This is a genomic window from Bacteroides sp. NSJ-39, from assembly GCF_014287315.1.
GTDB lineage: Bacteria > Bacteroidota > Bacteroidia > Bacteroidales > Bacteroidaceae > Bacteroides > Bacteroides finegoldii.
In genome coordinates, this window is record NZ_JACOOB010000006.1 from 60,321 (window position 1) to 80,559 (window position 20,239).

The 20,239-nt window shown below is 46.1% G+C and carries 15 protein-coding genes; 13 read left to right on the forward strand and 2 right to left on the reverse strand.

Features of this window, described 5'->3' with window-relative positions; translation table 11 throughout:
- Positions 1 to 10 precede the first annotated feature (10 nt).
- Entirely contained in the window at positions 11 to 2,488 is a 2,478-nt protein-coding gene (locus H8S63_RS08790) for an ATP-dependent Clp protease ATP-binding subunit (RefSeq protein WP_172775646.1), read from the reverse strand.
- Between the two features lie 265 nt (positions 2,489 to 2,753).
- Between H8S63_RS08790 and tssD the strand changes: the two genes are divergently transcribed.
- The 7 genes from tssD to H8S63_RS08825 all read left to right on the forward strand — a co-directional run bounded on the left by tssD (position 2,754) and on the right by H8S63_RS08825 (position 13,127).
- Entirely contained in the window at positions 2,754 to 3,152 is a 399-nt protein-coding gene (gene tssD, locus H8S63_RS08795) for a type VI secretion system tube protein TssD (protein ID WP_004288717.1), read from the forward strand.
- Between the two features lie 117 nt (positions 3,153 to 3,269).
- Positions 3,270 to 5,078, forward strand: coding sequence for a type VI secretion system Vgr family protein (locus H8S63_RS08800; RefSeq protein WP_186926525.1), 1,809 nt, complete (start codon positions 3,270 to 3,272; stop codon positions 5,076 to 5,078).
- Positions 5,079 to 5,089: 11 nt separating this feature from the next.
- Positions 5,090 to 6,448 carry a hypothetical protein gene (locus H8S63_RS08805; RefSeq protein WP_186926527.1) on the forward strand — a complete coding sequence of 453 codons (1,359 nt, stop codon included), beginning with the start codon at positions 5,090 to 5,092 and terminating at the stop codon, positions 6,446 to 6,448.
- Between the two features lie 45 nt (positions 6,449 to 6,493).
- A complete protein-coding gene (locus H8S63_RS08810; RefSeq protein WP_005802596.1) occupies positions 6,494 to 6,967 on the forward strand; it encodes a hypothetical protein in 474 nt (157 codons plus the stop codon).
- A complete protein-coding gene (locus tag H8S63_RS08815) occupies positions 6,964 to 8,340 on the forward strand; it encodes a DUF5458 family protein (protein ID WP_004288713.1) in 1,377 nt (458 codons plus the stop codon). The genes H8S63_RS08810 and H8S63_RS08815 overlap by 4 nt, the downstream gene beginning before the upstream one ends.
- 81 nt (positions 8,341 to 8,421) lie before the next feature.
- Positions 8,422 to 12,690, forward strand: coding sequence for a DUF6531 domain-containing protein (locus tag H8S63_RS08820; RefSeq protein ID WP_186926529.1), 4,269 nt, complete (start codon positions 8,422 to 8,424; stop codon positions 12,688 to 12,690).
- Between the two features lie 14 nt (positions 12,691 to 12,704).
- Positions 12,705 to 13,127: a hypothetical protein gene (locus H8S63_RS08825; protein ID WP_186926530.1), complete on the forward strand. Its 423-nt coding sequence runs from the start codon at positions 12,705 to 12,707 to the stop codon at positions 13,125 to 13,127.
- A gap of 481 nt (positions 13,128 to 13,608) precedes the next feature.
- On the opposite strand, the gene H8S63_RS20065 is transcribed toward H8S63_RS08825, so the two are convergent.
- Positions 13,609 to 14,109 carry a hypothetical protein gene (locus H8S63_RS20065; protein ID WP_225651716.1) on the reverse strand — a complete coding sequence of 167 codons (501 nt, stop codon included), beginning with the start codon at positions 14,107 to 14,109 and terminating at the stop codon, positions 13,609 to 13,611.
- 116 nt (positions 14,110 to 14,225) lie between these two features.
- Between H8S63_RS20065 and H8S63_RS08840 the strand changes: the two genes are divergently transcribed.
- From H8S63_RS08840 to H8S63_RS08865, 6 genes are all read left to right on the forward strand, one after another.
- Positions 14,226 to 15,263 carry an ATP/GTP-binding protein gene (locus H8S63_RS08840; RefSeq protein WP_186926532.1) on the forward strand — a complete coding sequence of 346 codons (1,038 nt, stop codon included), beginning with the start codon at positions 14,226 to 14,228 and terminating at the stop codon, positions 15,261 to 15,263.
- Positions 15,256 to 15,807, forward strand: coding sequence for a hypothetical protein (locus tag H8S63_RS08845; RefSeq protein ID WP_005942711.1), 552 nt, complete (start codon positions 15,256 to 15,258; stop codon positions 15,805 to 15,807). The genes H8S63_RS08840 and H8S63_RS08845 overlap by 8 nt, the downstream gene beginning before the upstream one ends.
- A gap of 319 nt (positions 15,808 to 16,126) precedes the next feature.
- On the forward strand, positions 16,127 to 17,107 hold the full coding sequence (locus H8S63_RS08850) for a pseudohemocyanin (protein WP_186926534.1): 981 nt from the start codon (positions 16,127 to 16,129) through the stop codon (positions 17,105 to 17,107).
- A 501-nt stretch (positions 17,108 to 17,608) separates the two neighbouring features.
- Positions 17,609 to 18,232 carry a TetR/AcrR family transcriptional regulator gene (locus H8S63_RS08855; protein ID WP_007832805.1) on the forward strand — a complete coding sequence of 208 codons (624 nt, stop codon included), beginning with the start codon at positions 17,609 to 17,611 and terminating at the stop codon, positions 18,230 to 18,232.
- 4 nt (positions 18,233 to 18,236) lie between these two features.
- Positions 18,237 to 19,376, forward strand: coding sequence for a beta-ketoacyl-ACP synthase III (locus H8S63_RS08860; protein WP_005802583.1), 1,140 nt, complete (start codon positions 18,237 to 18,239; stop codon positions 19,374 to 19,376).
- 235 nt (positions 19,377 to 19,611) lie between these two features.
- The gene (locus H8S63_RS08865; RefSeq protein ID WP_117943186.1) at positions 19,612 to 20,136 is read left to right on the forward strand and encodes a TetR/AcrR family transcriptional regulator; all 525 of its coding nucleotides are present in this window, start codon (positions 19,612 to 19,614) and stop codon (positions 20,134 to 20,136) included.
- The last annotated feature ends 103 nt before the right edge of the window (positions 20,137 to 20,239 follow it).

Consider the following 20,239-nt stretch of genomic DNA (forward strand, 5'->3'; position numbering starts at 1 on the left):
CGATACTTGATTATTGGTGAATATTCCAGGTTAATTCATTCTGTTCGTCCAGACCTACCTCCAGACTTTTTCCTTTGCCCAGCTCCTCGTTGATGATAAGCCGTGAAATCGGTCTGCGCAGATAGTTACGGATCACACCGGCCACTTGGCGGGCACCGTATTTGGGCGTGAATCCTTTGTGTGCAAGCATCTTACGGGCATCATCGGTGATGGTTATGCCGATACCCTGCTTGTCCAGAAGTTTTCTGACTCCGTTGAACTGTATGTCGAATATTTTCAGGAGTATGTCTTCGCGGATGGGGGAGAACGGAACGATTTCAGACAGGCGTGCCAGAAATTCCGGACGGAAATGTTGCCCCATCACCTCCATGATCTGGGTGGTGGACGGAACATTGCCGGACTCAAGTTGCTTGGTCAGCCACTCGCTTCCTACATTGGATGTGAACAGCACGATGGAGTTGGAGAAATCCCCTTCCTTGCCCAGACGGTCATGCAGTTTTCCCTCGTCCATGATTTGCAGGAAAATGTCATATACGGACGGATGCGCTTTCTCTATTTCATCAAAGAGGACAACGGCGTATGGCTGTTGCCGTATTTTATTGACCAGCATGCCGCCTTCCTCATAGCCCACATATCCCGGAGGCGCTCCGTACAGCAGGGCAGCGGAGTGTTCTTCCTTGAACTCGGACATGTCAAAGCGGATCATGGATTTCTCGTCATTGAACAGGGCTTCCGCCAGTGCTTTGGCAAGTTCGGTCTTGCCGGTACCGGTGGGTCCCAGCAGGAAGAAGGAGCCGATGGGCTGTCCCGGCTTGTTCATGCCGCTACGGGATTCCAGGATGGCATCCGTCAATGTCTTCAGGGCCTGGTCCTGTCCGACGACGCGTCGCCTCAGATAATCTTCCATATTGAGTAGCCGTTCCTTTTCCTGCGACTGTATCTTGCCGATAGGGATGCCTGTCTTGCTGGCGACAACGGCGGCTACCTCATAGATACCCACCTCCTCTATTTTCTTCTCTGCAAATTGGAGGAGGACGTTCAATGCGTTTCTCAGATAGCCGGTCAGTTCTTCATACTCCTGCAATTCATGAATGTCCGCTTCATCGGGTATGACTCCTAAAAGGATGGGGCTTAATTTGTTGTGCATTACGAAAAGCAGCGTTTTCAGTTCTTCGGTCTTTTCCTGAAGGTCCTTTTCGTCCTTTTCTATTTCATCCAGCCCGGACAGCAGGGTCTCCACATTCTTCTTTCCTGTTTCATTGACCATCTTGATGGCGGAGAGCGTCATGTCCAGCAGACCGATGGCGGAATCAGGCAGACGGCGGTCTTTGATATACCGTTTGGCAAGACGGACACATTCGGCTACGGCTTCGTTGCTGATTCTTACATGATGGTAGTCCACGTATTGTTTCTGCACGGAGTGTAGCATCTGGATAGCGGACTTTATGTCCGGTTCGCTTACCTGTATGACCTCGAAACGGCGGCTGAAAGCATGGTCCGGCTCGATTATTTTGCGGTATTCGTCAATGGTGGTGGCACCGATGACGGTCAGGTCGCCGTGCGACAGTTCGGATTTCAATACATTTCCCGCACCGGTATTTCCTTGTCGGTTGTCCAGCAATACATGGATTTCGTCAATAAACAGGATTGCATTGTCGATATTCCGCAATTCTTTCAAGATGTTTTTCAGGCGGTCCTCGATTTCCCCCTTGTAGGTGGCTCCCGCAATCAGGGAGGCGTTGTCCAGTTCAAATACACGGGTTTCTTCCAGAAACGAGGGTACTTTATGGTTGACTATGTCCCAGGCAAGTCCGTAAACCAGTGCTGTCTTTCCTACTCCGGCATCACCGACAATCAGGACATTGGACTTGCTCCGGCTTCCCAGTATCTCCATGATCATACGGTTTTCACGGTCGCGGTTGATGACCGGATGCAGCTTGTTGGCCGCATCTTCGGTTAGATCCACACAGTATTTGCCCAAGAAGGAGGATGAGGCGGAAGTCGGGGCATAGGACTTCTCCGTGGCGGCGGAAGGACATGCCGGCTGCCCGTTACCTATATATATGGAATGGATATCCTTTTCCAGAATGGGGAAAGACCTGAGCTGGTCGCTGGAAAAAGCGACACCGGGCTTTGCCAGTGCCAATAACACACAGATGGGATTGATGTCGAACAGCCCGAACTGGATTCGTGCATCGTCTGCGGCACGGAAAACGGCGTCAATCCGTTCCGAAGGCTTGATTTCGGACAACTGGGTGGATTTCGGGCATTGTTCGATATACACATCCGCCCATTCCTCCAGATAGCCTAAATCCTTGCCTATACTTATTATAAAATCTCTTAACCCTACATCTTTATGAAGTAGAGCCTTCAACAAATGCGAGGGTGTATAACACTCGTTCGCATTTTCACGAGCCACTGCAAGTGCTATGTTAAGCGCAATTTTTACAGAATCATCAAGATTGATGAAACCAACTCCTGTTTCCATAATCGTAAGATTTAAAAATTGCGCAGGAGAACATTGCAAATATAAGGCAAAAAAAATAATTCGGCTATTGTTGGCAGCGTTTTTTTTATGCTTATGGGCATATTTTCGGTAAAAACAAGAAAAAATCATCAAAAGTTCTTTGTAGTTTTCAGAAAATGCCATATATTGGGCGCAGAAATTGAAGGACAAAGATAGGACTGTAGCAGGCCTCCTTTGACCGAATATTTCAAAATCAACTTATTTTTTAATTTAAAACTTTGAGAATATGGCATTTAAAGCGTCATTTAAGTTTTCGGACTCAAGAGAGTTTGATGTACTGACCTGGAGAGTTAAGTTCAATCGTGATGTGGACCCCAAAGGCCGTCCGGCATCTGACATTTATGGTGGCACAATCTATGTGGAAATCGAATCAACTCCCGATACCATTGTGCTGGATAAGATGTTCAAGCAGTACCAGCCCGTAAACGGAAACATCGTCTTCAAGAAAGCGGATGAAGATGCCAAAATGAAGGAATTGGTGTTCGAAAATGGTTATGTGGTGGATTACGAAGAGGCACTGAATGTGGCTAACCCTTATCCGATGACAATCAAGTTCGCCATTTCTGCACAGACCGTGAAGATGGACGAGGCTACATTTGTACAGGATTGGCCGGAAAACAACTAATGGTTGTTTCCTAATCAAAGTTTTAAGGTGCCGGAATATACCAATTCCGGTTATTTCGGCACCAAAAAACATACCGACCAGTCGGATTATTTATTTAAAATCATAGTTTAAGATAGTATGGGAGCAAGTTTTCTGAATTTGGTGGCTACTAAAGTAACCGTGAAAGGAGAAGAACAGAAATTCGTTTCACTGCATCTCCGTCAGGGTTTCAACCGGCATCACACCTTCACTGTGGTGGTGAATTATCTGTCGCCTAACAATACGTTCCAACAGACCCCGGAAAAATTCATCGGCTACATCGGGGAGACTGCCAGCATTTCATTTGTCCATAGGCAGACGGGTGAAAGTTATGACTTCGAGGGAATCATCACTCAAGTGGAAATGGTTGGAAGCATGGGCGAGACAGGCGGAGTGGCCATTCACGGAACAAGCCCTACGATACTGTATGAGAACAACAGGACACTCGATTCTTGGATGGATCAGTCCCTCTCTACCATAATAAAGGAGGTGACGCAGGAGTATGGAAAGGTCAATTTGGTTTCCAATCCCAAGTATGCGGCGCCCATACCCTACATGGCGCAGTATAACGAGAGTGTCTTTGACTTTATGAATCGCCTTTCGGCTCTTTATGGGGAGTGGTTCTATTATGACGGGACGAAAGTTTATTTCGGCAAGCCTGACAGGGACAATACGGAGAAGATTGTTTATGACATGGATTTGGAGGAGGTACGTCTGGTTGCCAATCTGGTACCGGGTAAATCCGCAAGATACGATTATGTAGCGCAGGAGAACAAACAGCATAATGCGGATACGCCTGCCAAACCGGATGGCATGAACGACCTTCAGTCTATTGCACACAGCTGCTCTGAGAAGGCATATACCGCAAAAACGACCTCGGCTGCCGACCCCCATGTAACGGACAAGGCGGAACTGGACGAACAGATGAGGATTGTAAAGAATGCGTCTGGTGCCAATCTTCTGAACATCAAAGGCATAGGAAAGACTTGCCGGATAAGGATTGGTGAAATCATCGATGTTTCTTTCCCTGACAGGATGAAACTGCCTCCTTTAGGCAAGTTCCGTATTGTCGGGATTGAGCATGAGGTACGCCGTGACGGACATTACTCCAATAGTTTTGTCGGTGTGCCGGACGGTACGGTACATATTCCTGTTCCCGATGTGAAGCGGCCGTTGGCGTTGCCGGAACTGGCTACGGTGAAGGAAAACAACGACGACAAGGGACAGGGACGTGTGAAGGTGGCTTTCGACTGGCAGAAAAACGGCAAGACAACCAATTGGATCAGGGTGCAGACTCCTAATGCGGGAGTAAGTGGTGCGGTTCCCAAGAATCGCGGATGGGTATTTGTTCCGGAAGTCGGCGATCAGGTTATGGTAAGCTACGAGCATGGCAACCCGGACCGCCCCTATGTTACGGGATCGGTGTTCCATTCCGGTTCTGGTAAAGGAGGGGACAAGGACAACAAGGTCAAGAGCATTATCACACGCAGCGGCAATGCCATCGTTTTCGATGATGAAACGGGAAGCATCGTTATTACCGACCAGACGGGAAAACAGCTGATCATGTTGAATGGCACGGATGCCATTACCGTCATGGCGAAAAAGAGCATTACCCTTACCAACGAGGCGGAATCGGTCATCGTAATGGATGATAAGTCGATAGGCTTGCAGGCCGATACCATTGCTCTCGAAGGCAGGAAAAGTGTAACATTGCTGTCCGGCAACGAATGTATGGTGCTCAGCAGCGAAAAGAGTATAATTAGCAGCAGCGGTACCAATATCAAACAGGAGGCGGCAAAGGATTACGATGTTGCTGCAAAGAACGGAACGGTCAACGGTGTAAATCTGATGATAGAGGGAAAGGGAAACGTAACGGTTTCGGGAGGAATAGTAAAGTTTAACTCATAATTCGGTTGGCTATGGGAGCATCTGCATCTGTGATACAGGAATATTACAAAGCGGTCGATTACTGGGCGGACATAGTCGGCAACAGGGACTGGAAACTGTCTGTATGGATTGTCGGGCAGAACGATGTGGACTTGGTGGACAGGTTTCTGGAAATAGAACGTTCTCCGGTAGGGCAGTTCGATGACATATTCTTTCGTTTTGATACGCCGTACAGGGGGGATGACGAGGAATACACTGAACAGCTCTGGCAGGAATATGCGGGTTGGTTTTCAGAAAAGGTTGAGGAGAAGTATGATATTCTCAGGGCTCTGAGGCACGACGGGTTGCTGAAGGAAGAATACATTCCTGATGTGTCGGTTGAGCATACGGCGGGCAACTTGTGGAGAGAGATGTTGCGTTTCAAGGCATGTATCTCCCGGTTGGATGATGCCTTTTTCTGTCTGTACTTTCCTCCGGAACAGGAAAGGGGGTATTCCCGGACAGGATGGTTCGGCAATGTGCTGAAAGAAGGTGTTCCGCAGGGAATCCGGATGACAACCGTTGACTTGAAAAAGAACAGGAGTATCCGATTGGGTGAGTCTCGGGAAGTGGTTTGCATACGCCCGCAGTTCGATATGGCGGCGGCTTTGCATAACCGGATGGCACAGTCGGATAGCGGTAACGACCTGATTGCACCTGAAAATCGGTTCAAGCAGCAGGTTACGGTTGTCATGGATTCTACACAAAAGCAGGATTGGAAATTATTGGACAGGGAAATCCGAAAACTGTTGGATATTGCACAGGAAATAAAGGATACGAATATCCGGATTTCCGCTCTGCTTATCGCATCCGAGGCATGTTATGCTATCAGGGAATATAAGCATAGCATGAAATACAGCGACGAAACCGTCCGGGAGGCGGAAAAGGCGATGCAGGGCGGTGAAACGGCAGGATATAGTTATTGGAAAATGGCTGTTTCCATGAAAGCGGCCATTCTGACAGCCGGGAAAAAACGGGAGGAAGCGGTTGCCTTGTATGACATGATGGCTAAAAAAGCCGTCATGCAAAAGGACCCTTATTATGTCATGGAAGGCTATCGCATGTGTGGTTTCCTGCGCTATGAGGATGGAAAGATGGAACAGGCTTTCGAATATTTTTTGCTTGCCCTGGCAGGAGGCAGCTACCTTTCTGCCGAAATCAGGCGGGGTTCCACGTTCGTTTATGCGGCGTATCTGGCTCTTCATACGGGAAGGCTGGTTCGTGCTCCGATTGATGTCGGGATATTGGAACGGCAGCTCTGCGAATGGATTGGGGAGGATTGGAAGGAACTGGTGGACAATCCGGATATGCAGCAGGCGAAGGCCAGAAGAAGGGGAAGTTTTTTCAGTTGAGCGAGATTTAATTAATATATATTTTAAATTTAAAATTGAATAAGTATGGATCTTGGTAATTATGGAATCGGCGGAAACGAAGTGAAGATTGACGCTTCCGAAGGTATTGCGGAAATTCCACAAAATCGAACCTTATTGGTGGAACAGCTGACGAAGGATGAGCCGGTGGCTCCCGAAGTGGTTGCCGGTCTGACCAACATTGACGAAGTCTTTGCACATTTCCGGCCGGAAATAGATATCGAGTTCGCGGATGCGGACGGTGCTCCCGTAGAGGAAAATTTCCGTTTCCACAATGTCGGTGATTTTTCTGTCAGGAAAATGACGGAACAGAGTTCATTCTTGTCCGGCCTGAATGCGGAAAAGCAGTTTGCGGACAGGATGGAGAAGTCGTTGCGTTCCAACAAGGTGCTGCAACGGGTGCTGGAAAATCCGGAGACACGTGGAGCGTTTGTCAATGCGATTTCTGCCATTTTGGACGATTTGAAGAACAATGAGAAGTCTAACCCCACTAATGAATGATAGTTATGAGCGAACAGAATACACAAAGAGAAGCAGCCGTACAGCAGCAACAGGCTGTGGCGCAGTCCAGAAATCTGAACGCTGAATTGCAGATTCTGGCTAAGTTTGGCGGTTTCAATGTCTTGGAATCTTCCGTGGACGGCATACAGAACATGAATCCGGAGCGTAAGGCACGGCGGAACATATTCCTTTCCGACCCCGAACGGGCGGCTGAGCGCAAGGAGCTGGAAAAACGGCTTGAGATGTGGGTCGATATGTTGAAAGGCAACAAATCCATCAGCGAGATGGTGGAACTGTGCCAGAAGAAGTCTGCGGCGGTGTCCGGTCTGCTATCCCAGAACCAGCTGAAAGCGGTGGAAGAGGTCAGGCAGTTGGAGAAGTCCTACCGCACGGTCATGCTCTTCTACAAGAATACGGATTCCGACAAGATCAAGAATATCTCCATTGTAAACGCTTCGATGAGCCAGCTTACCGATTTGGACAACTCCTTCTTTATCGATGCCATTGCAAACGAGCTTCGTGCGAATTATGACCGTTTGGACTTGCGTACCAACTATTCCCTGCTGGTTATCCCGGGATATTTGGGTTCCAACAAGGTTGTTGAAAAATGGGCAAAGATTGCGCATGACAACAAGGTGATGATTTACACGGATTTCGCTGATCTGGAAAAACCGGATGATGTCATTGAAATGTTCTTTGATTCCAATCTTTCGGGAGGCGATGTGTACAAGTCCAACGTATGTATGACCTGCAACTATCTGGTAGGACGGGGACGCTATGCGGAACTGGGCGAAACCGAAGACTTGCTGATTCCTCCTTCTGCGGCATTGGCCGGCAGTGTGTACAAGACGGTAATGGCACAGGTTACCGCCGGTAAGAAGTATGGTTCCATGAGCGAGGTGGACGGGGTGGCCTTCAACCTGAAAAAAAGCGAGATTTCCGAAATCGAGAAGATTGGCCTGATTCCGATGGTGAAGGAATACGGCAAGGTGATGGCTTTCTCTGCCAAGACATTGTTCAACGGGGACAACTTGGGATTGCAGACCTATTCCGTAGTCCGTGTGTTCGATTGGGTAACGAAAGTGCTGATGGATTTCCTCAACCGCCGTGCCTTTGAGAACTGGAACAGCAAGGCGGAAAGGGATTTGCGTGGTCAGATCAGCAAGTTTTTGGATAGCATACAGGGTCCCGGACGCTTGATTGAGAAATTCAAGATTCTTCGTTTCGAGCGCGATCCGAAGCAGAAAGACCGTATTTTCCTCGACATTCACCTGACTCCTTATTTCCCGGCAAAGAGTTTTGTCATCAAGTTGGAAGGTACAAAAGGGGATGACGAGAACGACTGGAACAGCGACTATGCACAGGATGCATAGGTAAGTCCTTACAGGGACAGCCGGAGTGTGCCGGTTGGAATGCCCGGTTGTCTCTTTTTCACATTCTAAAAAATTCTCACCATGTCAGATGTGTTCAAGAATATAGCTGACGCCGCCGGTAGCAGCAGCGTCAGACGGGGCTTTGCCGACCTTTTTTCAGCCTCCAAGGCGGCTTTGGACGAGATTCAGGCGGGTCTGGGCGGAATCCTTCCTTCCATGCCGGGTATGCCTGTCGCCAAGTTCGGCGACCTGTCCATCGGGATAGACATGCATCCTACCGTTACCCCTCCCTCTCCCATCATGCCTGTGCCTCATGTAGGCAAAGTGTACGACCTCATGGCAGACCTCATGGCCGGCATGGCGGCTGCCATGCCGCCTGCGGCTGATGGAGTGGCCGGAGTGGCGTGCAACATCCTCAAGAGCATGGCTCCGTCGGTCAAGGTGCATAACCAGTGGATTGCGCAGGCAGGTATCGGCATCGTGCATCTGCCGGCATTTGTATTGCATCCGGCCCCGTTGGTCAGCGGTATGTCCGAGTCCGAGATGTGGATGGGCAGTTCCACTGTCCTGGCGGACGGTGCGCCATGTTCCTCCCTCACACATCCGGCACTCTCATGCAACATTGTGGGAATACCGACGATTCCCCGCAAGGGAAAGCCCAGGAAGGTGAGCAAGGCCCTGCTTGCCCCCACTTCCATGCTCTCCACCATCACATCCGTAGGAAATCCCGTGCTTGTGGGAGGACCGCCTACCATTGATGTATTTGCGCTGGCGATGAAGTTCGGACTGAAAGGCTTGGGCAAGATGTGGAAGAAGATAGGCGACCGCTTCCAGAACCTGATCGACAGGCTGAGGAAAAAAGGCATGAACAGGCTGGCGGACATTCTCCAGCCCATCAAGTGCAAGACTTTCGGTGAGCCGGTGGACGCTGCTACGGGCAGGGTCTATCACACCAATGCAGACTTTGAGCTTCCGGGTCCGATTCCCGTCGTATGGGAACGTACCTATTACAGTGATGCCGCCGTGGACGGTCCGTTGGGATACAACTGGCACCACAGCTACAATCTGGGAATACGGCAGCTGGAGGAAGGGGCGTTCGCATTCCGCCATGCTGACGGACGGGAGTCTTTCCTGCCCGTACTGAAACCCGGAGATTCCTATTTTGACCGCAAGGAACAGTTGTCTTGGACACTCGATGGCCGGGGTTACCTGCTTACGGACATCCGGGGGTTGCAATACCGTTTTGACGGTCCTGAAAACCGCTCCGGTTACCGCATGGTGTCAGGCATTTCCACGAAGGACGGATTCCGGATCCGCTTCGAATACGCTTCGGGGGGAAGGCTGGCAGGAATCATATCCTCACGGGGAGAATTCCTGAAAGTGGAAACCGACGGATTGGGACGGGTGCTCTGCGTATCCGTGAATCAGGACGATGAGGAGGTGAAGCTGGTCCGTTACCGTTACGATGACCGGGGCGACATGGTGGAAACGCTGGATGCGCTGGATGTCAGCAAGCATTTCGTCTATTCCGGCGGACACCTGCTGGTACAGCTTACCAACCAAGGGGGTATGTCCTTCCATTGGGAATATGAAGGTAAGGGGGAGAATGCCCGCTGTGTGCATACATGGGGCGATGGAGGCGTGATGGAATATTTCATCCGCTACGGCAAGGGATATACCCATATCCGTAACGGAGAAAATGCCGAAACCGAATATCATTACGGTGAGGACAAACTTATCTATAAGATAGTGGATGCCAACGGAGGAATTACCCGCCGCCAATACAACAGTTTTCAGGAGCTGGAGGTAACGGTCAATCCCGAAGGCTATACCCGTAAGACCGCCTACAACGAGTTCGGTCAGCCGGTCCGGATAACGGACGAGAACGGGGAGGACACCTTCCTGGACTATGACGGCAATCGCAACCTCGTCTCGCTCTACACTCCGGGTGGAAAAAGGCTTTCATGGGACTATGACGGACTGGACCGCGTCGTCAGCCGGACCACACCGGGCGGAGAAACAGTGAAATATGCCTACGAGGGAGGCGTGTTGCGAACCATAACGGACGGACAGGGGCGTGTCTATACGCTCACATTCAACGGACGTTACGATTTGGAGCTGCTACAGTTCCCTAACGGGCTGTTCCGTCGGTGGGAATACGACGGCAGGGGCAGGCTCGTACAGGCGGTGGACGTCAAAGGCAATGCCACCCGTTATGCCTACGACCGTGCGGACAACCTGATACGGCTGGAAGAACCGGACGGCAACGTGCACCGGTTTGAGTACGATGCCATGGGGAACATGATACATGCCAGCGACAACATCCGCGAGGTCAGATTCACCTATGGGGCACTGGGAGTACTGAAAAGCCGCGAGCAGGAACGGCACCACATCACCTTCGGCTACAACAGTGAGTTGCAGCTCCGCCGCATCGGCAACGAGGCGGGCGACAACTATTTCTTCGAGCTGGACGGGCTGGGGCAAGTCGTTACGGAAATCGGTTTCGACGGGTTGCGGCGTGAGTACGAGCGCGATGGTGCGGGACGTGTTACCCGTGTGAATCGCCCCGGGGACAAATGGACGGAATACTTGTATGACGGACTGGACAACATACTGAAGGAGGAACAGTATGACGGAGAGATATCTCTTTACACGTACGACAAGGACGGTATGCTCGTCAAGGCGAAGAACAGTGAAAACCTGTTGGAGTTCACCCGCGACAGGAAGACGGGACTGATTACAGAGGAGAAGCAGGGAGAACACACCGTCAACCGCACATACGATAGCGAAGGCAACTGTACCCGCATCACCAGCAGTCTGGGAGCGGACATCCGTCATACGTACGACCGGGAAGGCAACTTGCAGACCATGCAGGCGGGCGATAGCTGGCAGGCGTCATGGGTACGTGACAATACCGGGCTGGAAGTACAGCGCACCTTTTCCAGCGGTGTGACTGTCAGGACGGAACGTGACTGCTTCGGCAGGGAGATACGCAAGTTGGTACGGTCAGGCGGCATAGAGAAAGGCGCCTACCGCTACCAATGGGGCATCGCCAACCGCCTGCTCTCCAAGGAGAACGAACTGACGGGTACCGTCACACGTTACGACTACGACCGTTTCGACTTCCTTATCCGGCAGGAGACTATGCAAGGTTCGGAAACGGATGTGATTTACCGTGTGCCGGACTTCGTGGGCAACCTCTTTGAGACACCGGACAAGAAAGACCGCAAATACGGTGCCGGTGGAAAACTTTTGGAGGACCCGGATTGTTTCTATCACTACGACGATGAGGGAAACCTCATTTTCCGCGAGTTCAAGCAGTTGCAGGAAACGGGTGTAAGGTACGACCGGAAGCGCATGGAGAAGGAACGCGGCATCCACTGCCTAGCTACAGGCATGGGATGGCTCTACGAGTGGGCGTCCAACGGTATGCTGAAGAAAGTGATACGCCCGGACGGCAGGCCGGTGGAGTTCCGCTACGATGCGTTGGGACGACGCACGGCTAAGCAGTATTTCGGAAAGGTCACACGTTGGGTATGGGACGGAAACGTACCTTTACACGAATGGAGCTATAAAGCCATTGGCTTACAATCGGACGAAGAGGAAAACATCCCTCCAAAAGAACCGGTAGAAGATATTACTACCTGGGTGTTCGAGGCAGGTACGTTTGTACCTACGGCAAAGATACAGGAGAGCAAGCAGTATTCCATTGTGTCCGATTATATGGGTACTCCCATCCAGATGTTCGACGAGCAGGGGAACAAAATCTGGGACTGCACGCTGGACATTTACGGAAAAGTGATTGCCGTTAATAAGGGAACGGAGTTTGATTGTCCGTTCAGGTTTCAAGGGCAGTATGCGGATGAAGAAACAGGACAATATTATAACAGGTTTAGATATTATGACAGTTTTGTTGGAAAATATTCATCGCAAGACCCAATAAGATTACAAGGCGGTATGCAACTATACAATTACGTTAAAAACGTAAATTACCAAGTTGATAGATTGGGATTAGTTGAGACAAAAAATTTCCCCAATTTTGATGCTGCACGAAAAGAAGCATTTAAAATAGCATCAGGAGGAGATCCAAACGTAACATTTCAACCAACAAAAATAGACCCCATTACAGGAACTGAAGTCGAATTTAAAGGGTCAAATGGCTCCAAAGTAGCATATGACTCAGCTCACCCAGATATGGATGCAACCAAAGGGCATCATAAGCCCCATATTGGTGTCCAAACAGGTGGAAAAAGAGGTAAAGGAGGTACTCAAAGATGGAATTTAACATATGACGGAGATATTCATCCACATCGTTCAAATGTAAAGGGAACAGGTGATTTATACCATTAGACATTAATAAAAGTATGAATAATAATGATGAAAAATATTCAGAGATAGTCAATGCCTCACAAGAGTTAGGCATTGTAAAACAAGTTTCCGAATTAATAGGAGATAATAAAGTTTCTATTCTAAAAGAAATCAAGGATAAATTTATAATTGGTAATCCCCGAGTTTGGTGGTTGTCTTTCAAAAAGAAACCTCTGAATTATGTTTTTGACGATGAGTTCCAATATAAAAGAATTGTGAATTTCTTTAATAAAAGAGAAATATGCTATTTTATAACAGAGTTGGACGATTTGCATATTTTTAAAACGTCTATTGGAAATATAATTAACATAATTAATGAATGTTCTTTTTTTGAATATTACATCGTTGATTTAAATTTAACAAAATTGTTGTGTGAAACAGATCATGGGGATTTACTATTCATTGATGATATGCAATAATTTCAATTTTAAGTAGTCGTCCCTTAAGAAATGCTATATAATATGCCAATCAACCAATTAGAGTCGGAGGTTTAGGATTTGTAATCCTTGAATTTCCTACAGAAAGTATATGGAGGTAAGCAAGATGCCAATCTTTATAAATCTGTGATTGTTTGTTAATTAGTAAAAAGACTTAAAATAGAAAAGGTATAATCAAGCTGTCCAAGAACTTTTATCTAAAACATAGCATAATGCACATAACAGGATATGAGTTTTTGGACAGCCTACTACTATCCTTATTAAAAATAACACCAAGGCTGTACAAAGCATTACCCCACATCACTCAACTCATGCTCAAAATCAAACCTCAACACATAAAAAATACCATTTTCCAAATAACCAAAACATCTGTTCCGCTTAGTGATTCTGAATTTCTTAATGCCTTTCTTCCATAGGTCATCTGAAAAATAACGCTTGCTTTTCTTATTTTTATTATACGTTTTTAATCCAACCCATTGTTCATTGCAATGGCAATCCAATCCAATTCTTCAAATTTGCAGAATGAATCAATAAACTCGTTTTGGTTCTCATTGTCAACAAGGGAAAATCCATAAGTGTCATCAATAAGGCTGAAATCAAGTTCCCCCCCCCCGCTGAAACGGGTCGTGATATACTTTTTGAGAGACAATTCCTCTCTTTCAAACAAGATGGAAGACAATTGCTTCTCCTTCCATATATTCCCCACCGGAATAGCAACTCCGTCTTTGGTTACAACAACCGGATGCTTCTCATACAAGGAGCGTATAAACGACAGAAGGCAGACCGCACAGACAGTAGCTTCGGCAACGGAACTGCCGGACACATCCGCTTTATCTGCCGGATAATGCGCATTCGGTTCCTGCTGGGGTGCATCGTCCCAAAACGGATTACAGATGGCACGTGCCAATGTACTCTTGTACCGTTTCGCTTCGTTTATGATACGGGCTTCCGGTGCTGTCGGCAAATCATTGATAGTTCTAAAACATAAGCCTAATAATCATAACTTTTTTAAAACCAGGTTTGTCGCTTCCGTTTTTTAAATTACCTTTGTAGTTACTTAGTATAAATGAAACATATTCAATGATTAACAGCATATTATTAACTGATTTTACAGGCTTTGCAAATACCCGGTTTGATTTCACCAAAGGGATAAACGTCCTTATTGGCAAGAATGGTACGGGCAAGACGCACGTTCTCAAATGCTTGGCGGCAACTTTGCAGGCACGCCATGACTTCCTCGGCAAGAACTCAGCTTCCAAGGAACAATTTGAGTATATCTTGGCGGAAGACATGATATTTTATTTCAAGCCGGATGTCATAGGCAACTTGGTCAACAAGGGAGTGCCTTCAGGCAGGGCAAACATTGCAGTCACGATAGACAGCAAACTGTTGCAATACAGCTTCTCATCCGCTTCCAAAACAACTGTAAAATTAGAAACGGACGAAAAGTGGGACGACCGCCACTTTATCTATATCCCCCCACGTGAGATGTTCTCTTTGTTCGAAGGTTTTATCGGTTTGAGCAGTAAGCGTGAAATTTCATTTGACCAAACGTATATCAACCTGGCACACGCGTTGTCACTCCCCATATTGCGTGAGTCGGAAGATAATCCGTTGAAACCGGCTATCGAGTTGCTGGAGCAGGAATTGCAGTTCAAGGTTTTGCAGATGAACGGACGTTTCTATATACAGACAGAAAAAGGGAACATGGAAGCGCACTTGGTGGCGGAAGGACTCCGCAAGCTGGCTTCCATCTTGTACCTCATACTGAATGGGGAAATCAATGCGGACACCATCCTGTTCTGGGACGAGCCCGAAGCCAACCTGAATCCGGCTCTTGTGAAAGTCGTGGCAAAGTTTATCCGCGTGCTTCAGGAATGCGGCTTGCAGATTTTCGTCGCCACTCACGACTACCTGCTTACACATACGCTTTCTCTCTATTCCGAATACAAGGAGCACACGAACATATCCGTCAAGTTCTTCGGCTTGAAAAAAGAAGATAAGGGAATTATGGTAGAGGAAAGCGAAACCTTGGCTGGCATACAGAACAATCCGATATTGGAGGAATATGCGGCATTTTACGATTTGGAACAGCAATTCATCAACAGATATGAGTGATTTTCAGGAAAGCGGTATAAGCTTCAAGTTCAGCTCTCCCCAATGGGCTGTTGTCAAGTATGATGAACATTTGGCACACAAAAAGGTAAGCAATGCCTTGCAACCTACCAAGGCGGTGGACTTCTTGGGCATTCACGATAACAGACAGCTGTTTCTGGTCGAGGTGAAGAATTACAGGGGGCATACGCACGATGCGGAAACTCAAGAGGTTCTTCAGGCAAAAGGCGACGAATTGATGCGCAGGATTGCTGTCAAAGTCAGGGACACGATTGCCACGGCAACCAATGCGGCACGTTTCTCAACCAACGATGAAGATTTTTTCACCCGGATTAACCGGTTGCTGCTTGACGGGCAGAAAAAGATAGTCATCATTGCCTGTATAGAACTGGATGTGGCAGATGAAAAAGGACATAAGGTTCGTATGAGTATTTGGATGCAAAAACTAAAGCAAAAGTTGTCTTGGTTACATGCCGCTAAAATTTCCATCAATCCGGTTGAAAATATTTCCGATGTATTGCCGGATACGGAAATCTCGTTCTTATAGTCTCCCGTCAGATTCTGGTATCCTTTGCCACCATTCTTTTATGCTCCCTTTTTATTGCGGATTGATTGCATAGCCTGTTTATGTATTGTTTTCTGAAAAATAAATCCTGTATTTTCCTCTTGTTTAAAGGGAAAAAGATATATTTGCAAAAACAGACCCGTTAATCGGTTTGTTGCCGAACGGAAAGTGTTTGCTCGAATGAAAATAGAATATATTATTGAGGTTGCAGTGATTTTCGGCGAAAAACGGAACTCCGGTACGAAACTTGATGCCTACATTTGCACTATTAACAAAATGTTTCACTTAAAACCAATTGTTTATGGACTATACCCAAAAGATTAAGTTGCTGAACGAACTGATGCTCAATGCAACGCCGCAAAATGTAGATTTCACGCCGCAAAATGGCAATTATTGTGTGACGCTGATAGCTACGCGCCCTGTTCACACCTGGGGATATCAAAAACGTAATTTCAAGATTAAGGGACGGCTGGAAGAAGGCAAGACAATCTCTGCCGACTTGATAGCGGAAAATGAAATGCTTTTTGGAGTGGAAAATCTGCCTTACGTGGCACACGAGAGTGACCGTACCCCTATCTTCAAGATTATTCGTGCTTCCATTTTCTGCGCTTATGCGGGCTTGCAGCTTACGGACCTGCATCGGGGAATGCGGAAGATTGCTTGGTCAGATTATCCTTTCAAAAAATCGGATAAGGAAGAACAGGCAAAAGCGGAAATCAGATTCATGAAAAGGCTGGCATCGGTAATGACTGTTCCGGATCACTGTATGATAGGACGTTCCGTGGTGACCCATCTCACTTCCACCCGTTTGCGGGATGTTATACTGTACAACAAAGAGTACGAACCATCCTTATATGAAAAGATAAAGGATTCCATTGAATCTTTGTCTCACTTCATTCCGGCAAAAGACCATGCCGATAATGTGATTCCCGATGTATTTGTTTCGCAACAGGATTGGGAAAATCCCCGTGACACTTATGAACATCAGGTTATCATACTCAATGCCAAAAGCAAAAAGAAAGAACTGTTCTGGTGGGATTACCTGAAACTCAATATTTTCCTGAGCGATTTGGAGTATTATTTCGGCTACTATATTTTGATGAACCGCTGGCAGATTCCGATGATCCAAAAGTGGATTGCCGAATACCGTGAAAAAGGTCTCTTCGAGTCCCAGCGTGCGAAAGATTATCTTCTGTTCTATTTGAAAGCCGGAGAAAAAACACCGGTTCGTGTTTTAAACTCACAGGGAGTACAGGTTAAGATGAAGATGCCTTCAAGATAAGCCGATAACATAATGTTTCTCATAGGGAAAAGCGGATTATGTATATTTCATAGGCATTTCTTTGCCGATAGAATGCATAATTGGCCTTTCCCTTTGTTTTTATGGTATATATTTATACTTTTGCCGTAAAAAATACCATCCGGTCGGTATTTTTTAGGGATATGGTGGAACAGGGATAGAATCCGGTTGCCGGAAGATGGAATAACAAAGACATAGAGGAACATCTCTGTTTTGAAATTCCACTTTCTGTTTGGGTTCCTCTATGCCGAACAAACCGACTAATCGGCTTATTTGAAAACAAATATAGCCAAAATTATGATGGTACAGGAAATTATGGATAAAAATATGTTGCGATAAGGTATCATGAAAGTGTTTATTGATTTATAAAAGCCTTTGGTTCATTTAGTTTATCTGAAAATGCATACATATTTAATAATATTAAAAACCAAATGTATTTTCATCTAAAAAAACTACTTTTGTGTGATACTAAAAAAGATTATCATGAAAGGAACAAAAGGTTCAGAAACAAAAGCTTTAATAAGGGAGACTGCATTCAAACAGTTTCTGACAAAAGATTACAGCATGGTCCCCCTAAAGGATATAGAGAAAAGCCTTAATCTGTCAAGAGGCTGTACTTCTTATCATTATCCGACAAAACAGGAATTGTTTATAGATGTCATCAACGTTTATATTTTAGACGTGCAGCGGGTAAAACATGCGTCAGATAATCTGTCAGGTTTGTCTTTATTCGAATACTTCAATCAATATGTTGACAACATTGCAAAAGCAATGGATAGACTTTCTCAGTTTGTCATGCCGGAAGCTAATATTAATGGTACGCGTGCGTATATGAGTCTGATTTTGCAGGCTGAAAAATATTATCCCGGATTTCACCAGATGCTGAGTGAGATTGAAAAAAATGAGATGGCGCAGTTAAGACAGGTTGTTGTCAAAGCACAAAAGGACGGTGAGATACGCAGCTCTTGCAATACAGATTTGCTTGTTCAACAAATCAGATTGATTTTCTTGGGTAAATCATATCAGGATGCATTAAGAAATGGATTGGATGTGAATTCCTTAAGAGAACAATTGTACTTTATATATTTTCTAATTAAAAACAAGTAAGAAAATGAAAAATGATGTTTTTATTACGGGAACATCTTGTTATTTCCCTAATAAACCGGTCTCTAATGAGGACATGGAAGAGTTTTTAGGATTGATTGCAGGAAAACATTCAAGAGTTAAGCCTGTCATCTTAAAGCAGAATGGTATCAAACAACGTTATTATGCACTCACAAAAAGACAGGAAATAACGCATACAAATGCGGAAATGGCGGCTGATTCAATACGGAAGCTGTTACAGGATTCTTCTGTTTCGGAGTCGGATATTGAATTGTTGGCATGTGCAACCTCAAGTCCGGATCAGATGCTTCCGTCCCATGCTTCTATGGTTCACGGATTGCTGAAAAACAAGCCGATGGAAATCTTTTCTGCTTCAGGTATCTGCTTGTCATGCCTTCAGGCATTTAAAACCGCCTTTTGGGGTATTTTATCAGGAGAAAAAAAGAATGCGATATGTAGTACTTCAGAATTGACTTCGGCTACACTGCTTTCAAAGAACTATGATATTGAATATGAAAAATGTGCCGATATAGGAACACAGCCCTATATGGCACTGGAGAAAGATTTTTTGCGTTTTATGTTGAGCGATGGCGCCAGTGCTGTATTGCTTCAGAATCAACCGGGTAAGGAAAAGACTTTAAAAGTTGAGTGGGTGGAAATGACTTCATTTGCGAATGAATTGCCCACGTGTATGTTTATGGGAGCAGAGAGTAAAGATGACGGGGAGTTGAAAAGCTGGAAATCATTCAGCAGTCAGGAAAGGATAGACCGTTCACTGTTTGTTGTAAAACAAGATGTAAAACTGCTGGGAAACTATGCTGTACGATATTGGGCTAAGCACATTAAGTATTGTCTTGAGAAACATAATGTATTGCCGGATACAATTTCCTATGTTCTTCCTCACGTTTCTTCCATGTTTTTTTATGATAAAATAATAAATGAGCTTGAACAAGTGGGGATTGGAATCGACAAGAGCAAATGGTTCACTAATTTGCCGGAAGTCGGAAATATTGCTTCAGCAGCCATATTTGCGATTCTGGATCAATTCTGGAAGACACATAAGCTCATGCCGGGAGAAAAAATACTGCTGCTTGTCCCTGAAAGCGGACGCTTTTCTTATGGAACAGTGCTATTAAGTGTCGTATAAATTTGGAAATAAACGATAAATAACGTATTTTTGCGCTGTTAAAACGACATAGTATAGTATCATATATCATCTTCCAAACGAAAAGTGGAAAATTTCAAAGAGACAAGATGGAATATGACAGCTTGCGCTATATTAAAATATATAGCACAGGTGCGTCACTTCGTCTCTAGGTATTCCACTACCATGTTTGGATGTTGATTGCGTCTGTGCTATTTTTTATAATATAGGCAGTAGGATGGACCCGAATTTGAAACAGCGGATTATAGAGGAGGCATACAGGTTATTCATCACAAAAGGAATGAAGCAGACCTCATTCTGCGATGTGGCTGTCGCCGTGCATAAATCCAAAGGGGCTGTCATACACTACTTTCCTTCCAAAAAGAAACTGATTGATGCGGTTGTCAGAATGCGTTTTTTCCCCGACTCGCAGATTTCTTGTGAAATGTATTCCTTGGCTGACAAGGATTGGAATGAGTTTTTAAGGCAATACAGGAATCCGATAGAACGGGTGATAAACAGTTTTCCAAAACATCTGAATGGCAATCTCCTGATATGTTATATGCAGTTTGTTTCCTCCGCCCATGAATATATGGACGAATTTCCACAAATGTATCAGCAACTCCTTATCCGGGAACAGGACTTTCTTTCCAATGTGGCTTATGGTCATAAAATAAGTTTGAAGGATGCCAAGGCGTTCAGCAGACAGGCATTGAACACTTCTATTGGTAAGACTTTCTTGGGGATGTTCTCAGAAATTTAAGCCCGCATTCCTTTCCTTTTCCTCCCTATCAGTTCATTCCGTTGTCTTTTAGACTGATAAATGATAAAACTTTACTTGCTGGAACCTGTTTTTTTTCATTATT